The organism is Sphingopyxis sp. JAI128 (genome assembly GCF_014207235.1).
GTDB lineage: Bacteria > Pseudomonadota > Alphaproteobacteria > Sphingomonadales > Sphingomonadaceae > Sphingopyxis.
The window spans coordinates 313,878-340,285 of the sequence record NZ_JACHDA010000002.1 but is presented as its reverse complement, the minus strand read 5'-3'; the positions used below and the strand labels follow the sequence as shown (position 1 = coordinate 340,285).

Annotated in this window: 29 protein-coding genes and 1 pseudogene; 8 read left to right on the top strand and 22 right to left on the bottom strand. The window is 67.2% G+C overall.

Annotated elements, in window-relative coordinates; translation table 11 throughout:
* Positions 1 to 124 precede the first annotated feature (124 nt).
* The gene (locus tag HDC35_RS05580; RefSeq protein ID WP_311770732.1) at positions 125 to 490 is read left to right on the top strand and encodes a DUF559 domain-containing protein; all 366 of its coding nucleotides are present in this window, start codon (positions 125 to 127) and stop codon (positions 488 to 490) included.
* Positions 491 to 556: 66 nt separating this feature from the next.
* Here the strand turns inward: HDC35_RS05580 and HDC35_RS05575 are convergent.
* The 8 genes and pseudogenes from HDC35_RS05575 to HDC35_RS05540 form a co-directional block, all read right to left on the bottom strand.
* Positions 557 to 791: pseudogene (locus HDC35_RS05575) on the bottom strand (alpha-isopropylmalate synthase regulatory domain-containing protein); the annotation flags it as partial.
* 14 nt (positions 792 to 805) lie between these two features.
* Complete coding sequence (locus tag HDC35_RS05570; protein ID WP_311770720.1) at positions 806 to 1,015, bottom strand: hypothetical protein; 210 nt, start codon at positions 1,013 to 1,015, stop codon at positions 806 to 808.
* A gap of 8 nt (positions 1,016 to 1,023) precedes the next feature.
* Positions 1,024 to 1,335 (bottom strand): antitoxin Xre/MbcA/ParS toxin-binding domain-containing protein, encoded by a 312-nt coding sequence (locus tag HDC35_RS05565; protein WP_184644520.1) that lies wholly within the window; start codon positions 1,333 to 1,335, stop codon positions 1,024 to 1,026.
* Positions 1,336 to 1,459: 124 nt separating this feature from the next.
* The gene (gene leuA / locus HDC35_RS05560; RefSeq protein ID WP_184644518.1) at positions 1,460 to 3,124 is read right to left on the bottom strand and encodes a 2-isopropylmalate synthase; all 1,665 of its coding nucleotides are present in this window, start codon (positions 3,122 to 3,124) and stop codon (positions 1,460 to 1,462) included.
* Between the two features lie 202 nt (positions 3,125 to 3,326).
* Positions 3,327 to 3,815, bottom strand: coding sequence for a rhodanese-like domain-containing protein (locus HDC35_RS05555; protein ID WP_184644516.1), 489 nt, complete (start codon positions 3,813 to 3,815; stop codon positions 3,327 to 3,329).
* A gap of 141 nt (positions 3,816 to 3,956) precedes the next feature.
* Positions 3,957 to 4,325, bottom strand: coding sequence for a hypothetical protein (locus tag HDC35_RS05550; RefSeq protein WP_184644514.1), 369 nt, complete (start codon positions 4,323 to 4,325; stop codon positions 3,957 to 3,959).
* Between the two features lie 114 nt (positions 4,326 to 4,439).
* The gene (locus HDC35_RS05545) at positions 4,440 to 5,084 is read right to left on the bottom strand and encodes a YceI family protein (protein ID WP_184644512.1); all 645 of its coding nucleotides are present in this window, start codon (positions 5,082 to 5,084) and stop codon (positions 4,440 to 4,442) included.
* Between the two features lie 131 nt (positions 5,085 to 5,215).
* A complete protein-coding gene (locus HDC35_RS05540; protein WP_184644510.1) occupies positions 5,216 to 5,629 on the bottom strand; it encodes a hypothetical protein in 414 nt (137 codons plus the stop codon).
* Between the two features lie 159 nt (positions 5,630 to 5,788).
* On the opposite strand from HDC35_RS05540, the gene HDC35_RS05535 reads away from it, so the two are divergent.
* Positions 5,789 to 6,274 (top strand): YHS domain-containing (seleno)protein, encoded by a 486-nt coding sequence (locus HDC35_RS05535; protein ID WP_221438132.1) that lies wholly within the window; start codon positions 5,789 to 5,791, stop codon positions 6,272 to 6,274.
* A 79-nt stretch (positions 6,275 to 6,353) separates the two neighbouring features.
* On the opposite strand, the gene HDC35_RS05530 is transcribed toward HDC35_RS05535, so the two are convergent.
* The 9 genes from HDC35_RS05530 to miaA form a co-directional block, all read right to left on the bottom strand.
* On the bottom strand, positions 6,354 to 7,058 hold the full coding sequence (locus tag HDC35_RS05530) for a hypothetical protein (protein ID WP_184644508.1): 705 nt from the start codon (positions 7,056 to 7,058) through the stop codon (positions 6,354 to 6,356).
* 17 nt (positions 7,059 to 7,075) lie between these two features.
* Positions 7,076 to 7,855, bottom strand: a complete 780-nt coding sequence (locus tag HDC35_RS05525) for a hypothetical protein (RefSeq protein WP_184644506.1) — start codon at positions 7,853 to 7,855, stop codon at positions 7,076 to 7,078.
* A gap of 429 nt (positions 7,856 to 8,284) precedes the next feature.
* On the bottom strand, positions 8,285 to 9,547 hold the full coding sequence (locus HDC35_RS05520; RefSeq protein ID WP_184644504.1) for an adenosylmethionine--8-amino-7-oxononanoate transaminase: 1,263 nt from the start codon (positions 9,545 to 9,547) through the stop codon (positions 8,285 to 8,287).
* The gene (gene bioD / locus HDC35_RS05515) at positions 9,544 to 10,152 is read right to left on the bottom strand and encodes a dethiobiotin synthase (protein ID WP_184644502.1); all 609 of its coding nucleotides are present in this window, start codon (positions 10,150 to 10,152) and stop codon (positions 9,544 to 9,546) included. Before bioD ends, HDC35_RS05520 begins: the two co-directional genes overlap by 4 nt.
* The gene (locus tag HDC35_RS05510) at positions 10,149 to 11,285 is read right to left on the bottom strand and encodes an 8-amino-7-oxononanoate synthase (RefSeq protein ID WP_184644500.1); all 1,137 of its coding nucleotides are present in this window, start codon (positions 11,283 to 11,285) and stop codon (positions 10,149 to 10,151) included. Before HDC35_RS05510 ends, bioD begins: the two co-directional genes overlap by 4 nt.
* A 107-nt stretch (positions 11,286 to 11,392) precedes the next feature.
* Positions 11,393 to 12,427 carry a ketol-acid reductoisomerase gene (ilvC, locus tag HDC35_RS05505; RefSeq protein ID WP_184644498.1) on the bottom strand — a complete coding sequence of 345 codons (1,035 nt, stop codon included), beginning with the start codon at positions 12,425 to 12,427 and terminating at the stop codon, positions 11,393 to 11,395.
* Positions 12,428 to 12,535: 108 nt separating this feature from the next.
* On the bottom strand, positions 12,536 to 13,054 hold the full coding sequence (gene ilvN / locus HDC35_RS05500) for an acetolactate synthase small subunit (protein WP_184644495.1): 519 nt from the start codon (positions 13,052 to 13,054) through the stop codon (positions 12,536 to 12,538).
* Between the two features lie 3 nt (positions 13,055 to 13,057).
* The gene (ilvB, locus tag HDC35_RS05495) at positions 13,058 to 14,812 is read right to left on the bottom strand and encodes a biosynthetic-type acetolactate synthase large subunit (protein ID WP_184644493.1); all 1,755 of its coding nucleotides are present in this window, start codon (positions 14,810 to 14,812) and stop codon (positions 13,058 to 13,060) included.
* Between the two features lie 74 nt (positions 14,813 to 14,886).
* The gene (gene miaA, locus HDC35_RS05490; protein ID WP_184644491.1) at positions 14,887 to 15,849 is read right to left on the bottom strand and encodes a tRNA (adenosine(37)-N6)-dimethylallyltransferase MiaA; all 963 of its coding nucleotides are present in this window, start codon (positions 15,847 to 15,849) and stop codon (positions 14,887 to 14,889) included.
* On the opposite strand from miaA, the gene serB reads away from it, so the two are divergent.
* Together serB and HDC35_RS05480 are read left to right on the top strand one after the other, a co-directional pair.
* Complete coding sequence (gene serB / locus HDC35_RS05485) at positions 15,848 to 16,732, top strand: phosphoserine phosphatase SerB (RefSeq protein WP_184644489.1); 885 nt, start codon at positions 15,848 to 15,850, stop codon at positions 16,730 to 16,732. The two genes, miaA and serB, sit on opposite strands and share 2 nt — an antisense overlap.
* A gap of 246 nt (positions 16,733 to 16,978) precedes the next feature.
* A complete protein-coding gene (locus tag HDC35_RS05480; RefSeq protein WP_184645213.1) occupies positions 16,979 to 17,314 on the top strand; it encodes a DUF2200 domain-containing protein in 336 nt (111 codons plus the stop codon).
* Positions 17,315 to 17,450: 136 nt separating this feature from the next.
* Here the strand turns inward: HDC35_RS05480 and HDC35_RS05475 are convergent, their stop codons facing one another.
* Entirely contained in the window at positions 17,451 to 17,657 is a 207-nt protein-coding gene (locus tag HDC35_RS05475) for a hypothetical protein (RefSeq protein ID WP_184644487.1), read from the bottom strand.
* A gap of 42 nt (positions 17,658 to 17,699) precedes the next feature.
* The gene (locus HDC35_RS05470) at positions 17,700 to 18,575 is read right to left on the bottom strand and encodes a LysR family transcriptional regulator (protein ID WP_184644485.1); all 876 of its coding nucleotides are present in this window, start codon (positions 18,573 to 18,575) and stop codon (positions 17,700 to 17,702) included.
* Between the two features lie 94 nt (positions 18,576 to 18,669).
* Between HDC35_RS05470 and bla the strand changes: the two genes are divergently transcribed.
* Positions 18,670 to 19,539 (top strand): subclass B3 metallo-beta-lactamase, encoded by an 870-nt coding sequence (bla, locus tag HDC35_RS05465; RefSeq protein WP_184644483.1) that lies wholly within the window; start codon positions 18,670 to 18,672, stop codon positions 19,537 to 19,539.
* A 146-nt stretch (positions 19,540 to 19,685) separates the two neighbouring features.
* On the opposite strand, the gene HDC35_RS05460 is transcribed toward bla, so the two are convergent.
* On the bottom strand, positions 19,686 to 20,918 hold the full coding sequence (locus HDC35_RS05460; protein ID WP_184644481.1) for an SPOR domain-containing protein: 1,233 nt from the start codon (positions 20,916 to 20,918) through the stop codon (positions 19,686 to 19,688).
* 258 nt (positions 20,919 to 21,176) lie between these two features.
* Here HDC35_RS05460 and HDC35_RS05455 point away from each other — a divergent pair, with 258 nt between their 5' ends.
* The 3 genes from HDC35_RS05455 to HDC35_RS05445 are packed head-to-tail and all read left to right on the top strand — an operon-like array spanning position 21,177 to position 24,051.
* Positions 21,177 to 21,899, top strand: coding sequence for a ParA family protein (locus HDC35_RS05455; RefSeq protein ID WP_184644479.1), 723 nt, complete (start codon positions 21,177 to 21,179; stop codon positions 21,897 to 21,899).
* A gap of 17 nt (positions 21,900 to 21,916) precedes the next feature.
* Entirely contained in the window at positions 21,917 to 22,642 is a 726-nt protein-coding gene (locus HDC35_RS05450) for a hypothetical protein (RefSeq protein WP_184644477.1), read from the top strand.
* A 20-nt stretch (positions 22,643 to 22,662) separates the two neighbouring features.
* Positions 22,663 to 24,051, top strand: a complete 1,389-nt coding sequence (locus tag HDC35_RS05445; RefSeq protein WP_184644475.1) for an SPOR domain-containing protein — start codon at positions 22,663 to 22,665, stop codon at positions 24,049 to 24,051.
* A 140-nt stretch (positions 24,052 to 24,191) separates the two neighbouring features.
* Here the strand turns inward: HDC35_RS05445 and HDC35_RS05440 are convergent, their stop codons facing one another.
* Positions 24,192 to 25,415 carry a dihydroorotase family protein gene (locus HDC35_RS05440; protein ID WP_184644473.1) on the bottom strand — a complete coding sequence of 408 codons (1,224 nt, stop codon included), beginning with the start codon at positions 25,413 to 25,415 and terminating at the stop codon, positions 24,192 to 24,194.
* The gene (locus HDC35_RS05435; RefSeq protein WP_184644472.1) at positions 25,406 to 26,401 is read right to left on the bottom strand and encodes an aspartate carbamoyltransferase catalytic subunit; all 996 of its coding nucleotides are present in this window, start codon (positions 26,399 to 26,401) and stop codon (positions 25,406 to 25,408) included. Before HDC35_RS05435 ends, HDC35_RS05440 begins: the two co-directional genes overlap by 10 nt.
* Between the last annotated feature and the right edge of the window lie 7 nt (positions 26,402 to 26,408).

Genomic DNA, 26,408 nt, shown 5'->3' with positions numbered 1-26,408 from the left:
CCGTAGGCAGGGGGAGGGGGACCGCCCGCAGGGTGGTGGAGGGGCGGCGACGGTGGCGTTATTGCCCTTCCGTCAGCGCTTCGCGCTGCCACCTCCCCATGGCTTCGCCACGGGGAGGATTGGGTTGGGGAGGTTGGATATACGGCAGACTTCGAAAGCGACGGTCAGGAAGGCGCGGGGGTTGCGGCGGGAGATGTCGCCGCCGGAGGTGCTTTTGTGGCAGCGGTTGCGCTTGCGGCCGGGTGGCGTGAAATTTCGGCGGCAGCATCCGGTGGGAGCCTATGTGGCGGATTTTTATGCGGCCGAGGGGCGGTTGATCGTGGAGGTGGATGGGTTGGCGCATGATGCTCGCGTCGAGCGCGATGCGGTGCGGGATGAATGGCTCATGGCGCGGGGGTTTCAGGTGGTTCGGGTGGCCGCTGCGGATGTGTTGAAGGATGTCGACGGCGTGGTCGACGGGTTGGTTCGGACGATTTTGGCGTTGCGCTAGTTGCCCCTCCACCACGCACTTCGGGCGCGGTCCCCCTCCCCATTGCTGCGCAACAGGGAGGATTGTTCAGGCCCCATTCGCCGCGCTTAGAATCGCCCGCACGCTCGCCGTCGCGACGTCGGTATCGAGCCCGCCGCCGAACAGGCTCTTCCCGGCATTCGACATAGGCGGCGGCCTGCACATTACTGCCCTGGCTGATCGCGTGCTTGCTGTAATCGACGATATCCATCACCGGGCCGCCGCTTTCGCTGAGCGCGGCGATGACGCTCGACATCGGGCCGTTGCCGCCGCCGCTGACGCTGTGCGGGGCGCGGCCTATTTGTCCGGCGGACGATAGAAGCGATAGCGTGTGACCGCTCCCTCGATCAGGTGGTCGGCGAGACGCAGGCGGATTTCGTCGGCTCCCTCGCCCGTCGTGCAGACGAGGTGCGTGCCGCCCGACGGCAGCGGTTCGATCGCGCTGACGCTGATCCCCGCGGCGGTGCAGAGCGCGTTCACTTCGCTTTCGGGCAAAGCGAGGTTCATCGCGCGGCTCATCCGGCGGCCGGACCCGGCGACCAGGCGTGGATCGCGGCGGCGACGCGCGCATAGCCTTCGGCGCTCGCGGTCGCGACGGCGAGCGGGCGGCCGCCGAGCGCGGGGTTTTCGTCGTTGAGGAAGGCGACCGCGGGGTCGCGGCCGCCCATCGTCAGAAAGGCGAGGCTGCTGATATCGCCCTGCCGCTGCGCATCGTCGCGCGGCAGCGGGGTGCGCTTTGGACGAAACAGGTTGTTCGACCGGCCTTTGGTGGGGGTCTTGACGGGGACGGGGACGGGGACGGGGGCGGTGGGCAGTTCACATGTCATGGGGCGGCTCCTCTTGCGTAAGCGGGAGCGCGCACGTCTCTCAGCCGCGGCGGCCTACGAAAACGCGTGCCGCGATGACCGTGATATGGGGTGGCGGCGGTCCTATTGTAAGGGCCGCCGCCGTTTACGCGGCGTTGGCGGCCGACAAAATCGCCCGCACGCTCGCCGTCGCGACGTCGGTGTCGAGCCCGCACCCGAACAGGCTCTTTCCGTCCGCCGTGCGGCATTCGACATAGGCCGCGGCCTGCACATTGCTGCCCTGGCCGATCGCGTGCTCGCTGTAATCGACGATGTCCATCACGGGGCCGCCGCTTTCGCTGAGCGCGGCGATGACGCTCGACATCAGGCCGTTGCCGCGGCCGCTGACGCTGCGGGGGGTGCCGTCGATGGTGAGTTTGCCGGCGAAGATGCGGTCGGTGCCCGCGTGGCTTTCGGACCAGTCGACGAGCTGGAAGCGTTTGGCTTCGGTGGTGAGATACTGGCGCTCGAAGGCGTGCCAGATATCCTCGGCGCCGAGTTCGCGGCTCGTCTCGTCCGCCAAGGCTTGTACGACATGGCTGAAGCTCGCCTGCATTTTCTTGGGCAGTTTCAGGCCCTTGTCCTGTTCGAGCACCCAGGCGACGCCGCCCTTACCCGACTGGCTGTTGACGCGGATCACCGCTTCGTAGCTGCGGCCGAGGTCGGCGGGGTCGATGGGCAGATAGGGGACTTCCCAGCGCTGATCATTCTGGCGCTCGCGCGCGGCGAAGCCCTTCTTGATCGCGTCCTGATGGCTGCCCGAGAACGCCGTGTAGACGAGCTCGCCGCCATAGGGGTGGCGCGGGTGGACGGGCAGATTGTTGCAATATTCGACCGTCTGGATGACCTCGTCGATGTTCGAGAAGTCGAGGCAAGGGTCGACGCCCTGCGTGTACAGGTTGAGCGCGACGGTGACGAGGCAGGTGTTGCCGGTGCGCTCGCCATTGCCGAACAGGCAGCCCTCGACGCGGTCGGCGCCCGCGAGCAGGCCGAGTTCGGCCGCGGCGACGCCGGTGCCGCGGTCGTTGTGGGTGTGCAGGCTGATGATCGCGCGGTCGCGGTTCGGGAGGTTCTTGCAGAAATATTCGATCTGGTCGGCGTAGATGTTCGCCGTCGACGCCTCGACCGTCGCGGGGAGGTTGAGGATGATCGGCTTGTCGGTGGTGGGCTGGAGAATGTTCATCACCGCTTCGCAGACCTCGATGCTGAAATCGAGCTCGGCGGTCGAGAAGGTTTCGGGGCTGTATTCGAAGCGCCAGTCGGTGCCGGGGAGGCGCGCGGCATTGTCGCGCAGCTGCTTCGCGCCCTCGATCGCGATGCCCTTGATCTCGTCCATCTCCATGCCGAAGACGATCTTGCGCCACGCGGGGCTGACCGCGTTATAGACGTGGACGATCGCGGTTTTCGCGCCTTCGAGGCTGTCGAAGCTGGTGCGGATCAGGTCAGCGCGGCTTTGCGTCAGCACTTGCGGCGTGACATCGCCCGGGATGCGGCCGTTCTTCACGAGCCCCGAGATGAAGTCGAATTCGGTCGCGCCGGCGCTGGGGAAGCCGACCTCGATCTCCTTGAAGCCGCATTTGACGAGCAGGTCGAAGAAGCGCGCCTTTTTCTCGGCATCCATCGGGTCGATCAGCGACTGGTTGCCGTCGCGCATATCGGTGGAGAGCCAGATCGGCGCGCTGGTGGTGACGCGGGTGGGCCATTCGCGGTTCGCCAAGGGAACCTGCGGGAAGGCGCTGTACTTGACCGAGGGGTCGCGGAGCATGGTCATGTCGGTTTAACTTCTTCTGGTGGTTGCGTCGGTGTCGATCGGACCCTTGAGCGGGTGGCCGCGACTAGCGCGCAGCCAGTGTCACGCCCAAGGGCGTGTAAGTCGCAGAAGAAGAAGGGCGCCCATACGCATGGGCAGGCTATTGGTTCAAAATGTCGCGCTTGGCAAGGGGGGAGTGTGAAAATTGCGCGGGATCGGGAGCCTAACCCGTCACCCACTCGACCTTCGGGTCGGTGAAATCGACGACGTCGGCGAGCTCGCGGACGTTGGGATAGCCGTAGCCGACGAGGTTGACGAAGGTCTGGATATTGAGCGCGAGCGGCGCCGATTTGAGCGGCACCGGGCTTTTATGGTTCGAGAAATTATTGTTGCAATAGATAAGGATGGGACGGTTCGGGTCGGCGCCGATCACCGCGGCGAGGCTGTCCGCGGTGAAATCGGTGAGCGGCAGGTTGACCGCGCCCTTGATATGGCCGCGCTGGAAAGCGTCCTTCGAGCGCGCGTCGAGGAGCAGGGCGCCGGGTTTGGCCGCTTCGGCCTTGAAGGCGTCGAAGGCGACGAGGCGCTGCGCGCGCTGCGGCGCGACGCGGGCGGTGAGCGCCTGGAAGGCGGGATAGTCGATCTGGGGGTTGGCCTGCGCGAAGGCGGGCGTGGCGCTCAGGGCCGCGAGAGCGAGAAGCAGGCTGCGCATGATGATCCTCCCTTGACGAGGGGGAGGATAAGCCGCCCCGGCTGGCTGTGCGATGAACCGAAAATGCCGCCGGGCCGCCTTGTCAGGTAAAGGGTGGGCCCCACGGCCCGGCGCAGTACAGGGGAACGTTGGAGGGGAGGGTCAGGCGGCCTCGCTCTCGCTGTCGTCCTCATCCCAGGGTTCGTAAATCTCGTCTTCGATCATATTGTCGATCGCGTGGACGCGCACGCCGATGCACCAATCCTCGAGCGGACCTTCCCATCCGGCCTCGACCTCGGCGAGCGCCTCGGCGGCGTCGCCTGAAGAATGGGTGGCCGGCCGGTCGCCGACGAGATCGAAATCCTGCACGCCGTCCTCGGGCGGGGTGATGGCGACATGCGGTTCGAGCCGGACGTTGGTCCAGCCCGCGGTGGCGGCGAGGCCTTCGACCTCGACGACCAGCAGCGGATTTTCCTCGTCGCCGTCGATCGACGCATTCACTTCGACAATTTCGCGTACCAGTTCGCTCATCGCATGGCTCCTGCACGAAAAGGGGCGGGGCCATCGCTGGTCCCGCCCCCGTCATAGCGGCCATGTGTGACAGATTGGGGAGCGCGGGCCGATGCCGCGCACCCGGCGCGCGCTTTATTGTTTTTCGAACGCGGCGTGGATTTCGAGTTCGACCGCGTCGCTGACCGCGGGGATGCCATAGGCGATGCCGAAATCGCTGCGCTTGATCGTCGCTTCGGCCTGGAAGCCGATCGTCTGTTTCTTGTTATAGGGATTGGTGCCCGCGCCGTGGAAATCGACGTCGAGCGTCACCGGCTTGGTCACGCCGTTGAGGGTGAGGTTGCCCGTCACCTTCGCCTCGTCGCCGTCATCGTCGAGCACGACGGCGGTCGAAACGAATTTGGCGTCGGCGGGGGCGGCGCCGAAGAAGTCGGGCTTGCCGCCGTCCTTGCCCGCGCGCAGCAGGTGGCTGGTCAGCCCGGCGCTGGCGGTGGTGACCTTGGCGACGGGGATCGTCACCTCGACCTTTGCCGCGGCGGGGTTGGCGGGATCGATGACGAGCGTGCCGGCGACATCGCCGAAAATGCCCGAATATTTGCTGAAGCCGAAATGATCGACTTCCCAGACGACCATCGTGTGGCCCGGGTCCGCGACATAGGTGCCGGCGGTGACGCGCGACTTGTCGGGGGCGCCGGGGGCCGAGGCGCCCTGCGCAAGGACGAGCGGCGATGCGGCGGCGGCGAGTAGGGCGATAGCGGCAAGGGGGGCAATGCGGCGCATGAACGGTCTCCTGTTGGGGAGACGGAAGCTAGGCGAAGGCGAGGGAGGGCGTCAACAAGCGGCGGAGAAACGCAGCGTTTCGGTTCGGCACGCGGTAGACGCCGGAGGGCGTGCGGGGCGCGCCGGGGCGGTCAGGGCGCGCGGCGCGCCTCGAACCATTGGCGGAGCGCAGCGGCGGCGCAGCCGGTGAAGCCATAGCTGCCGACGGGCGAGCAGCTGTTCGGCCGGCCCGCTGCCGCCGCGCCATTGGTATAGCCGTCGACCGCCGAGGCCCAGCTGCCGCCGCCGACCGCTTCGTCCTCCTTCAATTCCTCGCGCAATTGCTTGGGGACGCGATAGCGTTCGGATTCGGGTTGCTGCGCGCAGACGACGATCTCGCCCTCCTGCGCTTCGGGACAGGGTTCGTCGCCATAGGTGTAGAGAACCGAGGTGCGCTGCGGCGGCTCGCCCGACTGCGCGAGGCTGTCGTCGTCCTGCGCGAGCGCGGGCGCGGCGAAAGCGAGCGCCGCGAGGAGGGGAAGGACGAGGCCGGCGGTTTGCGTCATTCAGATCATATTCCCAGACCCCTTATCCCCTGCAAGGGCGATGGATCGCCGCAGATGAACCTAAGCCGAACTGCCCGCGTAACCGACTGGCTTTTCGGCGCGAACCGGAGGGCGACGGGGAGCGGCACGGAGCCGATCCCTTCGAGATGGAGATTAATTGTGAAAAACCAAGCCCTGTTCGCCCTGCTCGCCGCCTTGGCGGCGCCGCTGTCGCTCGCGGCCTTTACGCCTTATGCCTATGCCAAGCCGGTCTATGTCGGTGTTGACGGTGGCAACATTGCGGTCAGCGGCTATGACACGGTGAGCTATTTCGAGGGCGACGGCGTGCCGGTGAAGGGCGACGCGGCCTTTGCCGTCGAGCATGACGGCGCCGTCTATCATTTCGCCAATGCCGCCAATGCCGCGCGTTTCCAGGCCGATCCCGACGCCTTCATGCCGCGTTATGGCGGGCATTGCGCATGGGCGATGTCGCGCGGCTATCTCGCGCCGGGCGACCCGCTGACCTATGCGGTCGTGGACGGCAAGCTGTACCTCAATTTCAACCGGGAAGTGAAAGCGAAGTGGGACGAGGACCGCGCGGGCTATATCGCGGCGGCGGACACGAACTGGGCGGTTATGCCCGACGACGCGAAATTCGGCGGGTGACGACCCGCCGGCGTATCGACATCGCCTCGGCCGCCAGGACGATCGGCCCCCGCTTCTCATCCCACGTCCTGCGGTCCCGCTACTCGCACAGATACGATCCGAATGGGCCGACCCGCGCGGTATCCAGGTCGAGCGCGATCTTAGTGTAGCGGGTCGTTCCATCGGCACGGGCGGTGGGATAGATGGCACTGGCTCCCTCGAACCGAATCTGGCGCTCGACAGAACGTGGTTCCCCGCCACCCATGGTCGAGACTATATATTCCATTCCGTCGCGGCCGAGCGTGTGCTCTTCGATTCCTCTCGGCCAGATTCGGCGCATCTTTCTGCCGGGGTCGAGCCAGCAGGACCGCACGATATAGGGATTGGTTCCGTCGGGGTCACGGTGATGCGATTCGTAGCCCATGCCTCGCGCGAAGAACATCTGGTGGAGATCCGGCTCAGTTGCCGAAAGCCCGAGACTGTAAGTCCCGGAGATATCCGTCCGGCTGACGCTGACCGTATAAGCTTCGGTCAGCGGCAGGACCGCACGAAGCGTCACGGTGCCGCTGCCCGTTGCGCTGGTCATTTCCTCTCCGTGTGGTTCGTAGATCGACAGCGCGGCATGGCCTGGGGTGTCCAAGGTGATGGTGACTTGGCTGCCTACCACTCCGACGAATTGATAGAGATCGGACGTCTGCGATTGCCCCGGCTCGCCTGTCACGATCTCACCCGCCTCGATGAACCGGGGCGTTTGCGCGTGCGTGGCCGATACAAGGCCCAAGCTCGCAAGGAGCGCGAGCGCCATTGCGGACCTGCGAGGCGTCATTGGGCGTTGCCCCGCTTGCGGGCCTCTTCCACCGCCTTGGCGATCTTAGCCTTGATATCGGCGTTGTTCCGGGCGCTCTCAGCGGCGGCCTTGGCCATCTGCGCGGCTTCCTTCCGCTTGGACTGCAGCAGCGACGCGGCCATCTCCTCGGGGGTCGCCCGGGCGGGCGTTGCATCCTGGATGACGATGTCGGCCCTGCGGCCGGGCGACGTGGTGGAGATTGGCTTCGCCTGCTGCTCCTTTTTGTACTCGCCAGTCAGGGAAATAGTGCGGTCCATGATCCAGTCGGTCGGAATCTGAATCTGTCTCCCGTATCTATCGTTGTCGTACTCAATGCGCTGGAATTGCGAGAGACTTCTATTCATGAAGCAAAAAAGATTACCCGGTTTCCATTGTCCCACGCCTGCCGCGTCTTGGGGGCGTGTGCCGATCTGATCGCCCCAGACCCGCTGCGCAAAGGAGAGTCCTATCCGTTCGAGCGCTTCATCTCCGTACAGCTCGCGGAATGCATCCCGGTCGGTCGACTCTTCCCCCCAAGGGTTATCCGGAATTGTTGCGCGTCGCCGTTCAAATTGCGACCTTGGCACATCAACGCGCATAGGCCGCGTATAATATCTGCCATGCTGATCGTTGCGAAGCTCGTGGCCCAATGCCAGTGCATATGTCCGGGGACCGTCGACCCTGCATTGGACGAAGGCCTCCATCTTGTCGTCGGACGATTGTGCCGAGGCAGCGGTGCCCGCGAGGGTCAATACAAATACAACGAAGAACTTCATTTGAACCTGCTTCCGTCGCGCAGCATCGTGAATGCCCATTCAACCCCAGAGGGTACGCGCGAAACTCTATCGCCAGAACATATAAACACAAGTTTGCAGGGGGCTGGATGACTTACTGGGGAACCGAAAGCTTTGATCCATCTAATAGCTGTCCTGCCAGTTCGTCAGCTTCGCAAAGCGAATGTCCGGACATGGTCGTTTCCTGCCATTCGCACCGGATCGGCGGCGAATGTCCGATAAGGAGGGGAAGCGGACGTTAAAGATCCTCCCTGTCGCGCAGCGATGGGGTGGGAGACCGCTCGCGAAGCGAGGGGTGGAGGGGCTGCGACGTCGCGCCATTTGCCCCTCTGTCAGCGCTTCGCGCTGCCACCTCCCCATGGCTGCGGCACAGGGAGGATTAAGGACCGCAACTGTCGCTGGCGGCCGTTTCTAAATTGCGTCCAGCGATGCGCCAATCGCATCCCAGACCTGCGCCAGTTCGGCGGACGTGATGCAATAGGGTGGCATCACATAGACGCTGTTGCCGAGCGGGCGGAGGAGGACGCCCTTGTCGCGGTAAAAGGCGGTCAGGCGCGGTGTCAGGGTCGACAGATAGCCCGCGTCGGGCACGGCGATGTCGAGCGCGGCGATGGTGCCGAGGCGGCGCGGGTTCTGCACGCGCGGGTCGTGCCCGAGCAGCGAGAGATGCGCAGCCTGCGCGTCGGCGAGCGCATCGATGCGTTGCTGGACCGGCTCGTCGCGCCAGATTTCGAGGTTGGCGACAGCGGCGGCGCAGGCGATCGGGTTCGCGGTATAGCTCGACGAATGGTAGAAGGCCCTGCCGCGATCGTCCGAAAAATGCGCCTGGAAAATCGGCTCGATGCAGAGCGTGACCGCGAGCGGGATCGCGCCGCCGGTGAGGCCTTTCGACAGGCAGACGATGTCGGGGATGATGCCCGCCTGGTCGCAGGCGAAGCGCGTGCCGGTGCGGCCCCAGCCGGTCATCACCTCGTCGGCGATGAAGAGGACGCCGTGGCGCGCGCAGATGCTGCGCATCTCGGCGAGCACCCACGCGGGGTAGACGAGCATCCCGCCCGCGCCGAGGATCAAAGGTTCGACGATGAAGGCCGCGGGCGCGTTGCCCGTTTCCTGGCTTGCGCACGCCGCTTCGAGCGCGTCGAGCGTCGCCTGTTCCATGCCTTCGCGCGGGAAGGGGATGGTGCCGACGTCGAACAGCAAAGGCTGCCACGCGCGGTTGTAGACGCCGCGCTCGCCGACCGACATCGTGCCGATCGTGTCGCCATGATAGCTATGTTCGAGGACGAGGATGCGGCTGCGCGCCTCGCCGATATTGTACCAATAGCCGAGCGCCATCTTCAAGGCGACCTCGACGCTGGTCGAGCCCGAATCCGAGAAGAAGACGCGCGTGAGCGGATCGGGGGTGATGCGGACGAGTTCGGCGGCGAGCGTCTCGGCGGGCTCGTGCGTCCAGCCGGCGAAGATAAGCTGGTCGAGCGTTTCGGCTTGCCGGGCGATCGCCGCCATGATGCGCGGGTGCGCGTGGCCGTGGGTGGTGACCCACCAGCTCGAAATGGCGTCGATCCAGCTGTTGCCGCTCGCGTCGTAGAGTTTCGCGTCCTTGGTGCGCGAAATCAGCGGGATGGGGTCGCCGAGGCCGTGCTGGGTGAAGGGGTGCCAGACGGGGGAGGTCATGCGAAATCCGCGGCGTTGAAACCGGCGGCGAAGGCTTCCGCGAGGGTTTCGCTGTTTAGCGGAGCAATAGTCGGTAACCGGCCCAGGTGGCGGATGCCCGAAATGTCCGATACGATCGCCTCGCTGTCCTCGACCGCGTCGCCGAGGAAGGCGAGGCCGTGGAGCGGGACGCCGCGCGATTTGAGCGCCTCGATCGTCAGCAGGCTGTGGTTGATCGTACCGAGCGCGGTGCGCGCGCAGACGATCACCGGGATTTGCCAGCGCGCGAAGAGGTCGGCGTAAAGCGTCGTGCGGGTGACCGGGACGAGCGCGCCGCCCGCACCCTCGACGATCAGGTCGCCGGGGGGCGGTGCAAGCATTTCGATGTCGATGTTAACGCCGTCAATTTCGGCGGCGATATGCGGCGACGCGGGGGTGACGAGGCGATAGGCTTCGGGGCGGATCGGCACCCCGGCGAGGCGCGCGACAACCTCGCTGTCGGTTTCGTCCTCGAGCCCCGACTGGATCGGTTTCCAGTAGGATGCACCGGTCGCCTGCGCCAACGCGGCGGAAAAGATGGTTTTTCCGATGCCGGTGTCGGTGCCGGTGACGACGAAGCGCGTCATGCCGCGGCCATCGCGGCGGCGAGCGCATCGGCCATGTCGTCGATGTTAGCTTCGTCAACATTGAGCGTGATCGCGATGCGCAGGCGCGCGGTTCCTTCGGCCACCGTCGGCGGGCGGATGCCGCGAATGTCGAAGCCCGCATCGCGCAGGCTGCCCGCGATGCGCATCGTGCGATCATTGTCGCCGACGATGACGGGCAGGATCTGCGTGCCGCTGGCGGAGATACCGAGGGGAACGAGGCGCTCGGCGGCGTGGCGGACGAGCGCGTGGAGGCGCGCCTGCCGCTCGGGCTCGTTCGCGACGATCTCGATCGCCTGGCGGACGAGCCACGCCATCAAGGGCGAAGGCGCGGTCGAGAAGATGAAGGGGCGGCCCCGGTTGACGAGGAAGTCGCACACGATCTGCGGCGCGCAGAGCAGCGCGCCCTCGGCACCCAAGGCCTTGCCGCAGGTGTGGAGCGTGATCAGATTGTCGCGGCGCGCAAGGCCGTGCGCGAGGCCCGCGCCGCCGGCGCCGAAAACGCCCGTTGCGTGCGCTTCGTCGACCACGAGTATGGCGTCGTGGCGGTCGGCGACGTCGGCGAGCGCGGCGAGGGGGGCACGGTCGCCGTCCATCGAATAGAGGCTTTCGACCGCGATCCACGGCGTTCCCGCGCCGCCGCCGGCGCGCCAGCGCGCGATGATATCGTCGAAAGCCTGCGCGTCGTTGTGCGCGGCGGCGACATGGCCCGCGCGGCCGAGCTTCATGCCGTCGTGCGCGCTGGCGTGGATCAGTTCGTCATGGACGATAAAGTCGCCGCGCTGCGGCAGCGTCGCGAACAATGCGGCGTTGGCGGCGAAGCCGGTCGCAAAGAAGAGCGCGGCTTCGCTGCCATAATGGCGCGCGGCGTGCGTTTCGAGCGCTTCATGTTCGGCGTGATTGCCGCGGAGCAGGCGCGAGCCGCCCGACCCCGCGGGGAGGCCGCGTTCGATGCCCGCGGCAAGCGCGGCGCGCAGCGCTTCGCTGTCGGCGAGGCCGAGATAATCGTTCGACGCGAAATCGCGGCCCGCGCGCGGCGCGAGCGCACGGCGGCGGCTGTCGCGCGCGAGCGCGGCGAGGTCGGCGTGGTGGGCGGCGAAGGGAGAGTTGGCCACGTCAGCTCCTCATTCGTCATTCCCCGGAAAACGGGAACCCGGCTGCATCGTTGGCCTGCCGGGTCCCCGTTTTCGCGGAGATGACGAAGTCAAGATGTCTGGCCGGCTCAGTTCTTCGATTTGTCGACGAGCTGATTCTTCGCGATCCACGGCATCATCGCGCGCAGTTCGGCACCGGTCTTTTCGATCTGGTGCGCCGCGGCGGCCTTGCGGCTCGCCTTCAGTTCGGGCTGGCCGGCCTGGTTGTCGAGCACGAAATCCTTGACGAAGCGGCCCGACTGGATGTCGGCGAGGACGCGCTTCATTTCCTTCTTGGTCTCTTCGGTGATGATGCGCGGGCCGGTCTTGATGTCGCCATATTCGGCGGTGTTCGAGATCGAATAGCGCATGTTCGCGATGCCGCCTTCATAGAGGAGGTCGACGATCAGCTTGGTTTCGTGGAGGCATTCGAAATAGGCCATTTCGGGGGCGTAGCCCGCCTCGACCAAGGTCTCGAAACCCGCCTGGATCAGGTGGGTGATGCCGCCGCAGAGCACCGCCTGTTCGCCGAAGAGGTCGGTTTCGCACTCTTCCTTGAAGGTCGTTTCGATGATGCCGCTGCGGCCGCCGCCCACGGCACTGGCGTAGCTGAGGGCGAGCGCCTTGGCATAGCCGTTGCCGCTGTTGCCCGCGGCTTCCTGCGCGACCGCGATCAGGCAGGGGACGCCGCCGCCTTTCTGATATTCGCTGCGCACCGTGTGGCCGGGGCCCTTGGGCGCGACCATGAAGACGTCGATGTCTGCGCGCGCCTCGATGAGGCCGAAGTGGATGTTGAGCCCGTGCGCGAAGGCGAGCGCGGCGCCGGGCTTCATGTTCGGGCCGATGTCGTCGGCGTAGATTTTCGCCTGATGCTCGTCGGGGGCGGCGATCATGATCACGTCGGCCCATTCGGCGGCTTCCTTGTTCGAAAGCACCTTGAAGCCCGCGGCTTCGGCCTTTTTCGCGGTGGCCGAGCCGGGGCGGAGCGCGATCGCGACGTCCTTGACGCCGCTGTCGCGCATATTCTGCGCGTGCGCGTGGCCCTGGCTGCCGTAACCGACGACGGCGACCTTCTTGCCCTTGATCAGATCCTGGTCGGCGTCGCGATCGTAATAAACCTGCATGTTCTTCTTCCCTTATTGTCTTTCGTCATGCCGGACCCGATCCGGCATCCATGGACCCCGGATCAAGTCCGGGGTGACGATAGTTGGACCGTCATTCCCGTTGAAACTCTAAAGCGCCTCCGGCCCGCGGGCGATGGCGACGACGCCGGTGCGCCCGACTTCGACCAGCCCGCATTCGCGCATCAAGGCGATGAAGCGGTCGACCTTGTCGCTCGTCCCGGTGATTTCGAAGATGAAGCTCGACAGCGTCGTGTCGACGACCTTGGCGCGGAACACATCGGCCATGCGCAGCGCCTCGATCCTTTTGTCGCCGGTGCCCGCGACCTTGACCAGCGCGATCTCGCGCTCGACATGCGCGTCGTCCGCGTCGTTGAGGTCGACGACGCGGTGGACGGGCACCAGCCGGTCGAGCTGCGCGATGATCTGGTCGATGATCGGCGGCGGGCCCGAGGTGACGATGGTGATCCGCGACAGCGCATGATCGGCGGTGATGTCGGCCACGGTCAGGCTTTCGATATTATAGCCGCGCGCGGTGAACAGGCCGGTGATCTTGGCGAGCACCCCCGCCTCGTTGTCGACGGTGATGGCGAGCACATGGCGCTCGCCGGCTTCGGTCTTGATTTTCATGTTTTACACCAGTGCCTTGGCTTCGTCGTCCATCGTGCCGACAATATCGTTCGGCTGGAGGATCATGTCGGTATGCGCGGCGCCCGATGGGATCATCGGGAAGCAGTTGGCGAGCTGCGCGACGCGGCAATCGACGATCACCGGGCCCGGCGTGTCGATCATCGTCTGGATGCCCGCTTCGAGTTCGCCCAGCGTGTCGATGCGCAGGCCCGTCCAGCCATAGGCGTCGGCGAGCTTCACGAAATCGGGCAGGCTGTCCGAATAGCTGTTCGAATAGCGGCTTTCGTAGGTCAGCTCCTGCCACTGGCGGACCATCCCCATCCACTCGTTATTGAGGATGAAGATCTTCACCGGAAGGCGGTACTGGCTGACCGTGCCCATTTCCTGGATGTTCATCTGGAGCGAGGCTTCGCCCGCGATGCAGACGACGAGGCGGCCGGGGTGCGCGATCTGCGCGCCGACGGCGGCGGGGAAACCATAACCCATCGTGCCGAGCCCGCCCGAGGTGAGCCAGCGGTTGGGCGCCGCGAAGCCGAAATGCTGCGCCGCCCACATCTGGTGCTGGCCGACCTCGGTCGTGATGATCGGATCGCGCCCGCGCGTCGCGTCGAACAGCGCCTTCACCGCGCGCTGCGGCATGATCGCGGCGTCCGGTTCCTTTTTTTCGGGGAAGTCGAGGCAGCGCGTCGCGCGCCAGCCGTCGATGCGGCGCCACCATTCGCCATAGTCGCGCGCCGACAGCTTCTTCGCCTGCCACCCGGCGATCAGCGCATCGAGCGCGCGGCCCGCGTCGCCCACCACGGCGAGGTCGACGGGCACGATCTTGTTGATCGAGCTGCGATCGATGTCGATGTGTATCTTCTTCGAATCGGGCGAAAAGGCGTCGAGACGGCCGGTCACGCGGTCGTCGAAGCGCGCGCCGACCGCGATGATCAGGTCGGCGCGGTTCATCGCCATGTTCGATTCATAGGTGCCGTGCATGCCGAGCATGCCGAGCCATTTGGGATCGTCCGACGGGAAGGCGCCGAGCCCCATCAAGGTCGAGGTCACCGGCGCGCCGGTGAGCGACACGAGCTGGCGCAGCGCCGCGCTGGCATCGGGCCCCGCGTTGATCACGCCGCCGCCGGTGTAGAAGATCGGGCGTTCGGACGCGGCGATCATGTCGATCGCTTGCGCAATGGCATCGGCGTCGGGTTCGACCTGCGGGCGGTAGCTGTTGTGCTGGATGAATTCGGGCACCGAATAGGTGCCGGTTGCGACCTGCACATTTTTCGGGATGTCGATCACCACCGGGCCGGGACGCCCGTGCGTCGCGATATGAAAGGCCTCGTGGATGATTGGGCCGAGCCGGTCGGGGTCCATCACGAGATAATTATGCTTGGTGCAGTGGCGCGTGATACCGACCGTGTCGCATTCCTGGAACGCGTCGGTGCCGATCAAGGTCGTCGGCACCTGCCCGGTCAGCACGACCATCGGGATCGAATCGAGCAAAGCGTCGGTGATGCCGGTGACGGCGTTGGTCGCGCCGGGGCCCGAGGTGACGAGCACGACGCCGGGCTTGCCCGTCGAGCGCGCATAGCCTTCGGCCGCGTGCGTCGCCGCCTGTTCGTGGCGGACGAGGATATGCTTGATCGACGGATGGTTGAAGAGCGCGTCGTAGATCGGAAGGACCGCGCCGCCCGGATAGCCGAACACCGTATCGACCCCGAGGTCGACCAGCGCCTGAACCACCATGTCGGCACCGCTCATTTCCGTCACGACGAACTTCCTTTCCACGCAAAAACGCAGCGCTTGTGCGCTGCAACAGGGTTGCGGGCAATAGGTGTATGATTCTATCCTGTCAACAGTCTATCACGTAATATTATTGCAAATCGATCAATAGAATCGATGTTTAATGACTCGACGTAACGCGGCCAGTCGGCAGGGGGCTGATGGCGAAACCACGTATATTGGCGTTTTGCATATTGGCGCGTCGCCGCCTGGGCCGCTTCGAGCGCGTCGATGCGGTCGGTCTCCCCGGCGAGATAGCGCGCGATCTGCGGCACGCCGATCGCGCGCATCGCGGGCAGGTCGGGGTCGAGATGGCGCGCGAGCAGGGCCCGCGCCTCTTCGACCGCGCCGCCCGCGAACATCTGGACGAGGCGGGTATCGCAGCGCGCGCGCAGCCAGTCGCGCGGCGGCAGGAGGATGAGCGGCGCGAGCGCGATATCGTCCGCGATGCCGCCCTCGCGCGCCTGCTGCCAATCGGCGAGCGGGCGGCCGGTCGAACGCACGACCTCGAGCGCGCGCGCAACGCGCGTGCCGTCGGCGGGATTGAGGCGCGCGGCGGCGGCGGGATCGGCGATGGCGAGCGCGGCATGCGCCTCGGCAACGCTCATCGCGCGGACGGCGTCGCGGATGCCGGGGTCGATTTCGGGCACCGGCGCGATGCCGAACAGCAGCGTGCGCAAGTAAAGCCCCGTCCCCCCGACGAGGACCGGCACCCCGCCCGCGGCATGGGTTTCGGCCATGACGCGCCGCGCTTCGCCCGCCCAGCGCGCGGCATTGTGCGCCTGCGATGCGTCGACATGGCCGAACAGGCGGTGGGGCACGCCGGCCATCTCGTCCGCGGTCGGGCGCGCCGACAGGATCGCGAGGTCGGCATAGACCTGGCTCGCGTCGGCATTGATAACCGTCCCGTTCCCAAGCGATTTTGCGAGCGCGACGGCCAAAGCGCTCTTGCCGCTGGCGGTGGGTCCGGCGATAAGTGCCACGGGCAGCCGCGCTTTGGCGGTCGAGAAAGAAGGAGATGCCATGTTCGTCGCGACGCTGATAGCAGCCGGAAAGCTGACCGACGAGGTGGTTCGCGAAGCGATCGACCGGCTCGACGCGACGGGGCACGACGTCGGCGCGCCGCACTGGCTCGACGAACATGACGCCGCCGATGTCGTCTTTCAGGGCAGCCTGGTCAGCGCGCGCAAGGAATTGGCGCAGATGGACCATGGCGCGCTCGACATCGTCGTCCAGCCCTTGGGCGACCGGACGAAGAAGCTGATCATCGCCGACATGGATTCGACGATGATCACGGTCGAATGCATCGACGAGCTGGCCGATTATGCGGGGCTGAAGCCCGAGATCGCGGCGATCACCGAACGCGCGATGCGCGGCGAGCTCGATTTTCGCGCGGCGCTGGAAGAGCGCGTCGGGCTGCTCGCCGGGATGGCCGAGACGGTGCTTGCCGATTGCCGCATGGAGCGGGTGAAGCTGACGCGCGGCGCGCGGACGCTGGTGCAGACGATGAAGGCGCACGGCGCCCATTCGGTGCTGGTATCGGGCGGCTTCACCGCCTTTGCGGGGCCGGTGGGCGAGGCGATCGGGTTCGACAAGGTGGTCGCGAACGAGCTGGAGATTGCGGGCGGCAAGCTGACCGGCCGGGTGCGCGAGCCGATCGTCGACAGCTCGGCGAAGCTCGAAACGCTGAAGGCGGTGGCCGCGGCGCACGGCCTGCCGCTCGCCGAGACGCTGGCGGTGGGGGACGGCGCGAACGATATCCCGATGATCACCGCGGCGGGGCTGGGGGTCGGCTATTATCCGCATCCCTCGGCGGGCGAGGCCGCGGCGGCGGTGATCCGGCACCATGACTTGACCGCGCTGCTGTGGGCACAGGGCTATTCGCGGCGGCAGTGGGTGATGGGGTAGGAATTGGCGGGCGTCGGGTAGCGACCGGTTGCCGACCGAACATCCTCCCTTTGGCGAAGCCATGGGGAGGTGGCAGCGCGAAGCGCTGAGGGAGGGGGTGATGGCGCGACGTCGCAGCCCCTTCACCGCCGCATGCGGCGGCGGAGCTGACTGTGCCGGCTCCCCACCCCAAAACAGACATAGGGTGCCGATCGGGCTACGCCGCGCTATGTTGCTTGCGGGAGAGTCGCATGACCAGAACACCGTATCTTTTCGATCAGCGTCGCGAGCGTTTATCCGCATTATATTGCCAAGGCCGAGAAGAAGGGGCGGACCAAGGCCGAGGTGGACGAGATTTTCCGCTGGCTGACGGGTTATAGCCAGACGGCGCTGGAGGCCGAGCTGGCGAAGGGCACCACATTCGAGGATTTCTTTGCGGCGGCGCCGAAGCTCAACCCGGCGCGCGCGCTGATCACCGGCGTGATCTGCGGGATCCGGGTCGAAACTGTCGAGGACCCGCTGATGAAGGAAATCCGCTATCTCGACAAGCTGATCGACGAGCTCGCGCGCGGGAAGAAGATGGAGAAAATCCTGCGCGCGTGAGGCTCCGTCCGCAGTCTTGACAATGTTAACATCGGCGGCGTTCGAGCGGAGCCTGTGTTTATGGTGTTAACTTGGCTGCGGAACCGTCCGGGGCGGAGAGATGCAGGCGGCGCGCCCTCGGCGGGACGATCGCGGGTCAGGCGGGCGGCTTGACCTTGACCCACACATGCACCGGCGCGGCGAATTTGCCGGGTTCGGGCTTGCCCACGTCGATCCGTTCGGCGGTGACGAGTTCGCCGGTGGCGAGGTTGAAGCTGGCCCATGGTTTCGGCATGCGGCCGAAGCTCATTTTCTGAATCGGCTGGCCCGTGGCGATGTTCATGATTGTCGCGGTGATACCCATGGCGCGCCGGTAGCGGCGCGACGGCCCCGCTGTCCAGTGGCGTCAGGCGCCGGCGGCGATTTCATCGGCCAGCCAGCCGCGAAACCGCCGCATCGCGTCGCTTTCGGCGCGCGACATCAGGCGGGTGAGCCAGTAGCGCCCGGCGTCGATCTGGAGCCCGAAGGGCTGGACGAGCCGTTCGGCGGCGAGATCGCGGGAAAACATCGACGGCGGGGCGAGCGCGACGCCCTGACCCGCCGCCGCCGCCGCCGCCATCAGCGCCGAACTGTCGAACATCGGGCCGCGCAGCACGGGCAGGGGCACGCCCGCGGCGGCGAACCAGAGCGCCCATTCGTCGGCGCGGTACGAGCGCAGCAGCCGTTCCGAAACCAAGTCGGCGGGCGATTTGAGCCGCGCGGCGACCGCGGGCGTACAGAGCGGCGCCAGCGGCGCGGCGACGAGCGGTTCGGCGTGGGTGCCGTGCCACGCGCCGTCGCCGAAGCGGATCGCATAATCGAGCGCTTCGCCGGCGAGATCGACGCGGTTGTTGTTGGTGGCGATGCGCAGGTCGATCGCCGGATGCGCGCGTGCGAAGGCATCGAGGCGCGGGAGCAGCCAGCCGGTCGCGAAGGTGCCGACGACGCCGACTTTCAGCACCTCGCGGAAACGGCCGTCCGCATATTGATCGAGCGTCGCGGCGACGCGGTCGAAGGCATCGGCGACGACGGGGACGAGCGCATGGCCTTCGTCGGTGAGCGCGAGGCCGCGCGGCAGGCGGTGGAAGAGACGCGTGCCGAGGCGGCGTTCGAGCTCGGCGACCTGATGACTGACCGCGCCCTGGCTGACATGGAGTTCGAGCCCCGCGCGGGTGAAGTTGAGATGGCGTGCCGCCGCCTCGAAGGCGCGGAGGGCGTTGAGCGGGAGCTGGGCGCGATCCATGGTTCGTCATCAATTATTTTCATGGCTTTGTCGAGAAATGATGCTTTGTCGCGGAGGCGATCGATTGGCATTTTCGGCGCGAAGGGAGATGAAGATGATCGAAGCAATCCGCTTGTTCTTATGGGTCGCGGGGGCGAGCGCGGCGCCGGTTCCGGCGGTCGATCCGCTGACGCAGCCGATCACCACGTCGCGGTCCGACGAATGGTTGAAGCCCGCAGAGCCGGAGAAAATCTTTGGCAACACCTATCTCGTCGGCTTTGCCGGGATGAGCGTCGCGCTGATCGACACGGGCGACGGGCTGGTGCTGGTCGACGGCGCGCTGCCGCAGGCGGCGCCCGCGATCCTCGCCAATGTCCGGCGGCTGGGGTTCGACCCCAAAGACATCAAATTTATTCTGAGCACCGAGCCGCATTTCGACCATGCGGGCGGGATCGCCGCGCTGGCGCGCGATACCGGCGCGACGGTGGTGGCGAGCAAGCGCGGCGCCGAGGGGCTGCGCATGGGGCGGCTCGCGCCGGATGATCCGCAGCTGGCCTATGGCGGCAGCTGGCCGGCGGTGGCCGATGTGCGCGTCGCGAAGGACGGCGAGGTGCTGAAGCTGGGCACGGCGGCGATCACCGCGGTCGCGACGCCGGGACACACGATGGGCAGCATGAGCTGGCGTTGGCGGGCGTGCGAGGGCGGCGCGTGCAAGACGGTGGTCTTTGCGTCGAGCCTTAACCCCGTGTCTGCCGACGGCTATCGTTTTACCTCAAAGGCCGGCGCGGCGTTCGTTGCCGGCTTTCGGAAAAGCTATCGCACGATGGATGCGATGCCGTGCGACATATTGATCGCCGCGCATCCCGACAATGCGGGGCCGGGGCGGTTTAACGACACGCCGGGCGCGTGCCGCGCCTATGCCGACCGGTCGCGCACGGCGCTGGCGAAGCGGCTGGCCGGGGAAAAGGCAGGCACGGTGAAATGATGCAATATGCTCCCCGTGGCGAAGCCATGGGGAGGGGGCGTTCGCGAAACGAATGGTGGAGCGGCCGCAAGAGTGCTCCATGGCCCCTTCCGTCGGTACCTCGTGCTGCCACCTCCCCATCGCGGCGCGACAGGGAGGGTCGATGATTATTTATCGACGACCAGACAGGCCTGACCGTCCTTGCGCATCGCGGCGCAGAAGCTCTCGGCCTCGCCCTTGTTCGCGAAGCCGCCGGCCTGGAGGCGCGTGAGCTTGCCGCTCTTGACCAGATAGGGCTGGCGCGCGGCGAGCGCGGGGCTTTTCCGTTCGAGCGACTTCCAGAGGTTGCGGGCGTTCGCTTCGACCCCGAAGGCGCCGAGCTGCGCGCGCCAGGGGCTCGCCGCGCCGCTGTGGACGCGCACCGGGGCGGGGGCAGCGGCGACCTTGACCGGATCGGCGGCGGCGGGTTTGGGCGCCGGCTGCGCTGCCGGCGCATCGGCGCTTTCGGGCGGCGCGCTGTAGGTCGTGCCGGGTTCGGCGGAGGCGGCGGCCGCGGCGGTCGCGGCGTCGGTGGCGGCTTCGATCGCGGCGGCCGCCGCCGCGCTGGCGGCGGGCGAGGGCGGCACCTCGACGCTGCGGATCGGCCCCGGCGCGGGGCGCACGGGTGCCGGGACGGGCGCAGGCGCGGGCGTCGCGATGACTGGCGGCGGCGTATAGCTGGTCCCGGGGGTCGACGGCGGCAGGCTGGCGACCTTGACCGGCGAGGCGGGCGCGGGCTTGGGCGCCGGCGGCGCCGCGGCGTTCACCGCGGCAAGGCGCGCGCGCTGTTCGCTCTTTTCGATTTCGGGCAGCATGGCGAGGCCGCGCTGGCGCTGGTCGAGCGGGATCAGGCGGTCGAGCTGCGCGAGGCGCGCCGAGGCGATGTCGAGCCCGGCGTCGCTCGCGCGCTTGGTCAGCGCATAGGCGCGCGGCAGGTCCTGGGGCGCCAGGTCGCCGTTGAAGAGCGCGGTGCCGAGGACATATTGCGCGCGCGGTTCGCCGCGTTCGGCCGAACGGGCAATATAGGGCATCGCTTCCTCGCGCCGGTTCGCGGTGAAGAGGACGAGGCCGAGATTGTCTTCGGCCTGCAGATGCCCCTGTTTCGCGGCGCGGCGATACCAGCTTTCGGCCTGGCCGAGATCGGTCGGCACGCCGCGGCCCAATTTATACGCCTGTCCGAGATTGAATTGCGCATCGGCATCGCCGGCGATCGCGAGCGGACGCCATTCGGCGACCGCCGCCTGATAATTGCCGGCCTGCCAGGCATCGACCCCGTCCTTGACGTCGGCCAACGCGGGCGCCGCCAGCGACACCGCGATCAGCGGAAGGGCTGCCCAAGCGGCGGTACGGAAAGAAGGCATCTTATTCTCCAATGACTTGCGCGGCGTGACGGCCGATGCAGTCCCCGACGGTCTTTTAGGGACGAAATGGCTAACATGGCGTTAGCGACACGCGCGAGCCCCCAAATTTGATCCGTTATGGGACAGGGTGGCGTTAGAGAAGTGTTTACCACGAACATGCGGAACTCGTTCACCTTCTTTTTATCATCGTTAACCCAATTTTAGCGCCCCCCATGCCATCCCTTCGCCGAAATCTGGATTTTCCGAGGGGGTAACGCAGTGCGCGTATTGGCATTGGCTTCACAGAAGGGCGGGTCGGGAAAGACGACATTGTCCGGGCATCTGGCGGTGCAGGCTCAGCTTGCCGGCGCCGGTCCGGTCGTCCTGATCGACATCGACCCGCAGGGCTCGCTCGCCGATTGGTGGAACGAGCGCGAAACCGACCTTCCGGCCTTTGCCCAGACCACGGTCGCGCGGCTGGCCTCGGACCTGGAAATCCTGCGCCAGCAGGGCTTCAAGCTCGCCGTTATCGATACGCCGCCGGCGATCACCATGGCGATCCAGAGCGTGATCTCGGTCGCCGAGCTGATCGTCGTCCCGACGCGCCCCAGCCCGCACGACCTGCGCGCCGTCGGCGCCACCGTCGACCTGTGCGAACGCGCGGGCAAGCCGCTGGTGTTCGTCGTCAACGCGGCGACACCGAAAGCGAAGATCACCAGCGAGGCCGCGGTCGCGCTGTCGCAGCATGGCACGGTCGCCCCGGTCACGCTGCACCACCGCACCGATTATGCCGCGTCGATGATCGACGGCCGCACGGTGATGGAGGTCGACCCCAATGGCCGGTCGGCCGAGGAAGTCCGCCAGCTGTGGACCTATATGAACGACCGGCTCGAAAAGAATTTCCGTCGCACCGTGTTCGCCGCGCCGATCCCGACGCAGGGCAATTATGGCGCGGTCCGCCCGATGGGCGGCGGCTTTGGCCGCCGCGTCGCCGGTCAGTGACGGAAGGGACGGGAACCATGGGCGAACCGAAACCCCTCGCATCGCTGAGCGCCGGCCTGTTGGCCCGCAAGGGCGGGGCGCGTCCCGCGATGCGCCGCCAGCCGCTCGGCAGCGGCCCCGCACCGCTCCACGCGGCCGGTTACGACGATCTTGGCTGGAACGACATGGGCTATGATGTCGATCCCGACCAGTCGAGCGAACCCGCGCGCATGGTCGACCTGAAGCCGCTGCTGACCGGATCGGTGCTGGCGCATAATGTCGAGGCCGAACATGCCGTCGATGACGGCGCCGCCCATGACGATGGCGCGGCCCATGACGACATTGCGGCCTATGACGCCAATCATGACGAAAGCGCGGGCTTTACGGCGCCGACCGACGATCATGGCGCGGCTACGTTCGAAACCGAAGCGGCCGAAGTGCCGGAGGTGCCGGAAATCGTGCGCCAGCAGGAATCGCTGATCGAACGCGTCGCCGCGGTGGCGCGCAAGGTCGAGGCGCGGCCGGCGAAAGCCGAACCGAAAGCGCCGCGCGCGCCGCGTGCCCGCGATAAGGCCGCGTTCACGCTGCGCCTCGATGCCGAGCGTCATCTGCGCCTGCGCCTCGCCAGCGCGGTCACCAACCGGTCGTCGCAGGTGATCCTGACCGACCTGCTCGACGAATATCTGGCGTCGCTGCCCGAAATCGACGCGATGGCGAGTCGCCTGCCGGCGGCGCGTCCGACGCGCCGGACGATGACGCGCTGAACGAACAAGGGGACCCTGTCATGAACCGCAAGATGCTGATGAACCTCGCCGTTTACGGCTTTGTCCTTGGCGCTGCCACGGGATGCAGCGGCATGGGCAAGATGGCCGATGCACCGTCGCGCGCCGCGGGCAAGCCCGCCGTCGCCGCCAAATCGGCGGGCCAGGCGCGCGCCGCGCTGGAAGCCGGCAAGGTGAGCAAGGCCGTCGGACTGGCCGAAGCCGCGGTCGCCGCCAGCCCGCGCGATGCCGGATATCGCGCGCTGCTCGGCCAGGCCTATCTGAACGACGGGCGTTTCGCGTCGGCGACCGCTGCGCTGACCGAGGCGGTCGAACTGGGCGCGAGCGACAGCAACACGATCATCGCGTTGGCGCTGGCCGAGATCGCGCAGGGCAAGAATCGCGACGCCATCGTGCTGCTCGAAGCGCATCGCGACACGGTGCCCGCGTCGGACATCGGACTGGCGCTGGCCCTCGCCGGTGACAGCGAAAGCGCGATCTATGTCTTGAGCGAAGCGGCGCGCGCACCCGACGCCAGCGCCCGCACGCGGCAGAATCTGGCGCTCGCCTATGGCCTGTCGGGCCGCTGGGCGCAGGCGCGTATCCTGGCGTCGCAGGACCTGTCGCCCGCGAAGCTCGAAGGCCGCATGGCCGAATGGTCGAAACTGGCCGAAACCCCCGATGCGCCGGTGCGCGTTGCGAGCCTGATCGGCACCAAGGCGCGCGCCGACGCCGGCATGCCGGTCCGCCTTGCGCTCAGCAATTTCGGCGAAACGCAAATGGCCGCGGCCGACGCAGCCCAGCTTGCCAGCGCCGACCCGGCGCCGGTCGAAGCCTATGCGCCGCCGCCGCCCGTGCTTGCCGATGCCGGCGGCGCGATCCGCAGCGTCGAACTGCCGATGCCCGAGCGGGGCGAGGGCGGCGTCGTGCCGGTTACCGAATTGCCGCAGCCGAAACCGGCTGCTCCCGTCATTCTGGCCGATGCCGCGCCCTATCGCGCCGCGCCGCGCGTCGCGGAGGAAAATGGCGGCGTGCTGCGCCCCGCGCAGAAGCAGGCGATCGAACTTGCGACGCGGATCGTTCCCGCGGCGTTCGACCGCAACAAGCCGACCGGCTGGGCAGTGCAACTCGGCGCCTATGACAGCCTCGGCATTGCCAAGGAGAAATGGGGCGGGCTGAAGAAGCGCAGTCGCATGCTCGCCGATTTCCCGGCGTCGAGCCATGCCGCGACGGTGAAGGGCCGCACCTATTATCGCCTGACGGTCAACGGCCTGGCGACGCGCGCCGATGCGACGAGCCTGTGCAACGAGTTGAAGGCGCAGGGCCAGGTCTGTTTCATCCGCGCGATGGGCGGCAGCGAAAGCATCCAGTGGGCGGCGAAGGCCAGCCCGCTGCGCCTCGCGGCGCGCTGACACCGGATTTCACGAATTTAAGCGAGGGGCGCGGCCGCGAGGCTGCGCCCCTTTTCATTCGGGGCGGCGGATTTGGGCTTGGCGCCCCCCGGGGGGGCCGCGAAGCCCGCATAATATTGCCCCCGCTTGTCGCGCGCGGCCTAGCGGATGCGCAATCCGCCCTTCCACATCATCGTCGCGCGGCCCTGCACGGGCATGCCGTCGAAGGGGGTGTTGCCGGCCCAGGCCGCCATCTTCTTGGCATCGACCTGCCACGGCGTGCCCTCGTCGACGAGGATGAGGTCGGCTTCCTGGCCCACCGCCAGTGTCCCGGCGTCGACGCCGAGCAGACAGGCGGGGGTGGCCGCGAGCAGGTCGAACAGGCGGCCGGGGGAGATATGGCCGTCGCGGACGAGCCCGAGCCCCAGCGCGAGCAGGGTTTCGGCGCCCGCCATGCCGGGGAGCGCCTCGGCAAAGGGGAGGCGCTTGTCCTCGGGACCGCGCGGGTCGTGGCCCGAGGCGAGGACGTCGATCGTGCCGTCGGCGACCGCGGCGAGGCACGCCTGCCGGTCGTCCTCGCTGCGGAGCGGCGGCGACAGGCGCGCGAAGGTGCGGAAATCGCCGATCGCGGTGTCGGAGAGCAAAAGGTGCGCGGGGGTGATGCCGCACAGGACGGGCAGCCCCTTCGCCTTGGCGGCGCGGATCAGGTCGAGCCCGCGCGCGGTCGTGACCTGGCGGAAATGGACGGGCGCGCCGGTTTCCTCGACGAGCGCGAGGTCGCGCGCGATCGCCATCGCCTCGGCAATGGCGGGGGCCGAGGCGAGGCCGAGGCGCGTCGCCATCTCGCCGTCGGTCGCGACCGCGCCGGCGGTGAGCCCTTCGTCCTCGGCATGGATGATCGTGACGAGGCCGAGCGAGGCGGCGTAGGACAGCACGCGGCGCATCACGCCGCTGTCGGCGATGCGGCCGCGGCCGGTGGCGATGGCGCGCGCGCCCGCCTGTTTCATCAGGCCGATTTCGGCGAGTTCACGGCCTTCGAGGCCTTTGGTAGCGGCGGCGAGGGGGTGGACCCAGAGGTCGGGCTTGCCGCCCTTCGCGGCGCGTTCGACGAGCCCGGCGCCGTCGAGCGGGCCGTTGTCGGGCATCAGCGCGGCGCGCGTGATGCCGCCGAAATGAAAGGCGGGCTTGTCGGTCGCGAAGACGCCGAGGTCGATGATGCCGGGGGCGAGCCATTGGCCGCGCGCGTCGACGGTTTCGGCGCCTTCGGGGATGTCGATCGGGTCGATGGCGGCGATGCGGCCGTCGACCGCGAGCAGGCTGCCCGCGCGCGGCGTATCGCCGTCGATGAGCTGCGCGTTCGTGATATGGAGCGGCCTCAGTTCCATCCCGGGACCCCCCGCTTGCGGCGCGTCAAAATGTCGAGGCAGGCCATGCGGACCGCGACGCCCATTTCGACCTGCTGCGTGATCGTCGAGCGGTCGGGATCGTCGGCGATGCTGCTGTCGATTTCGACCCCGCGGTTCATCGGGCCGGGGTGCATGACGATCGCGTCGGGCTTCGCCTGTTCGAGCCGCGCCGGCGTGAGGCCGTAGAGCGCGTGATATTCGCGCGCGCTGGGAAGGTAAGCGCCGTCCATGCGTTCGTTCTGGAGGCGGAGCATCATCACGACGTCGGCGCCTTTCAGCCCCGCGTCCATGTCGGTGAAGGTGGCGACGTGCATCCGCTCCATCGCGGGCGGGGTCAGCGTCGGCGGCGCGACGACGCGCACCTCGTTGCCGAGCAGGGTGAGCGCGAGGATATTCGAGCGCGCGACGCGGCTGTGCAGGACGTCGCCGCAGATCGCAATCGTGAGCCCCTCGACGGTCCCCAAGCGGCGGCGGATGGTGAGCGCGTCGAGCAGCGCTTGCGTCGGATGTTCGTGACGGCCGTCGCCCGCGTTGAGCACGGGGCAATCGACCTTGTCGGCGATAAGCTGGACCGCGCCAGAACTGGCATGACGGATGACGATCGCGTCGGCGCGCATCGCGTTCAATGTCATCGCGGTGTCGATCAGCGTCTCGCCCTTCTTCACGCTCGACTGTGCGGCGTGCATGTTGACGACGTCGGCGCCGAGGCGCTTTCCGGCGATTTCGAACGACAGCAAGGTGCGCGTCGAATTTTCGAAAAAGGCGTTGATGATCGTCAGGCCCGCGAGCCGGTCGTCATGCTTGGCCGCGCCGCTGCGGTTCATGTCGACCCATTCTTCGGCGGCGTCGAGGACGTAGCTGATCTCCCATGGGGTCAGCTGGGCGATGCCGGTCAGGTCGCGATGGCGAAAGGCATCGCCACCGGGCGGATAGTCGCTGGCGGGTCGGATCGTTGAGCTTGTCATTAAAGCC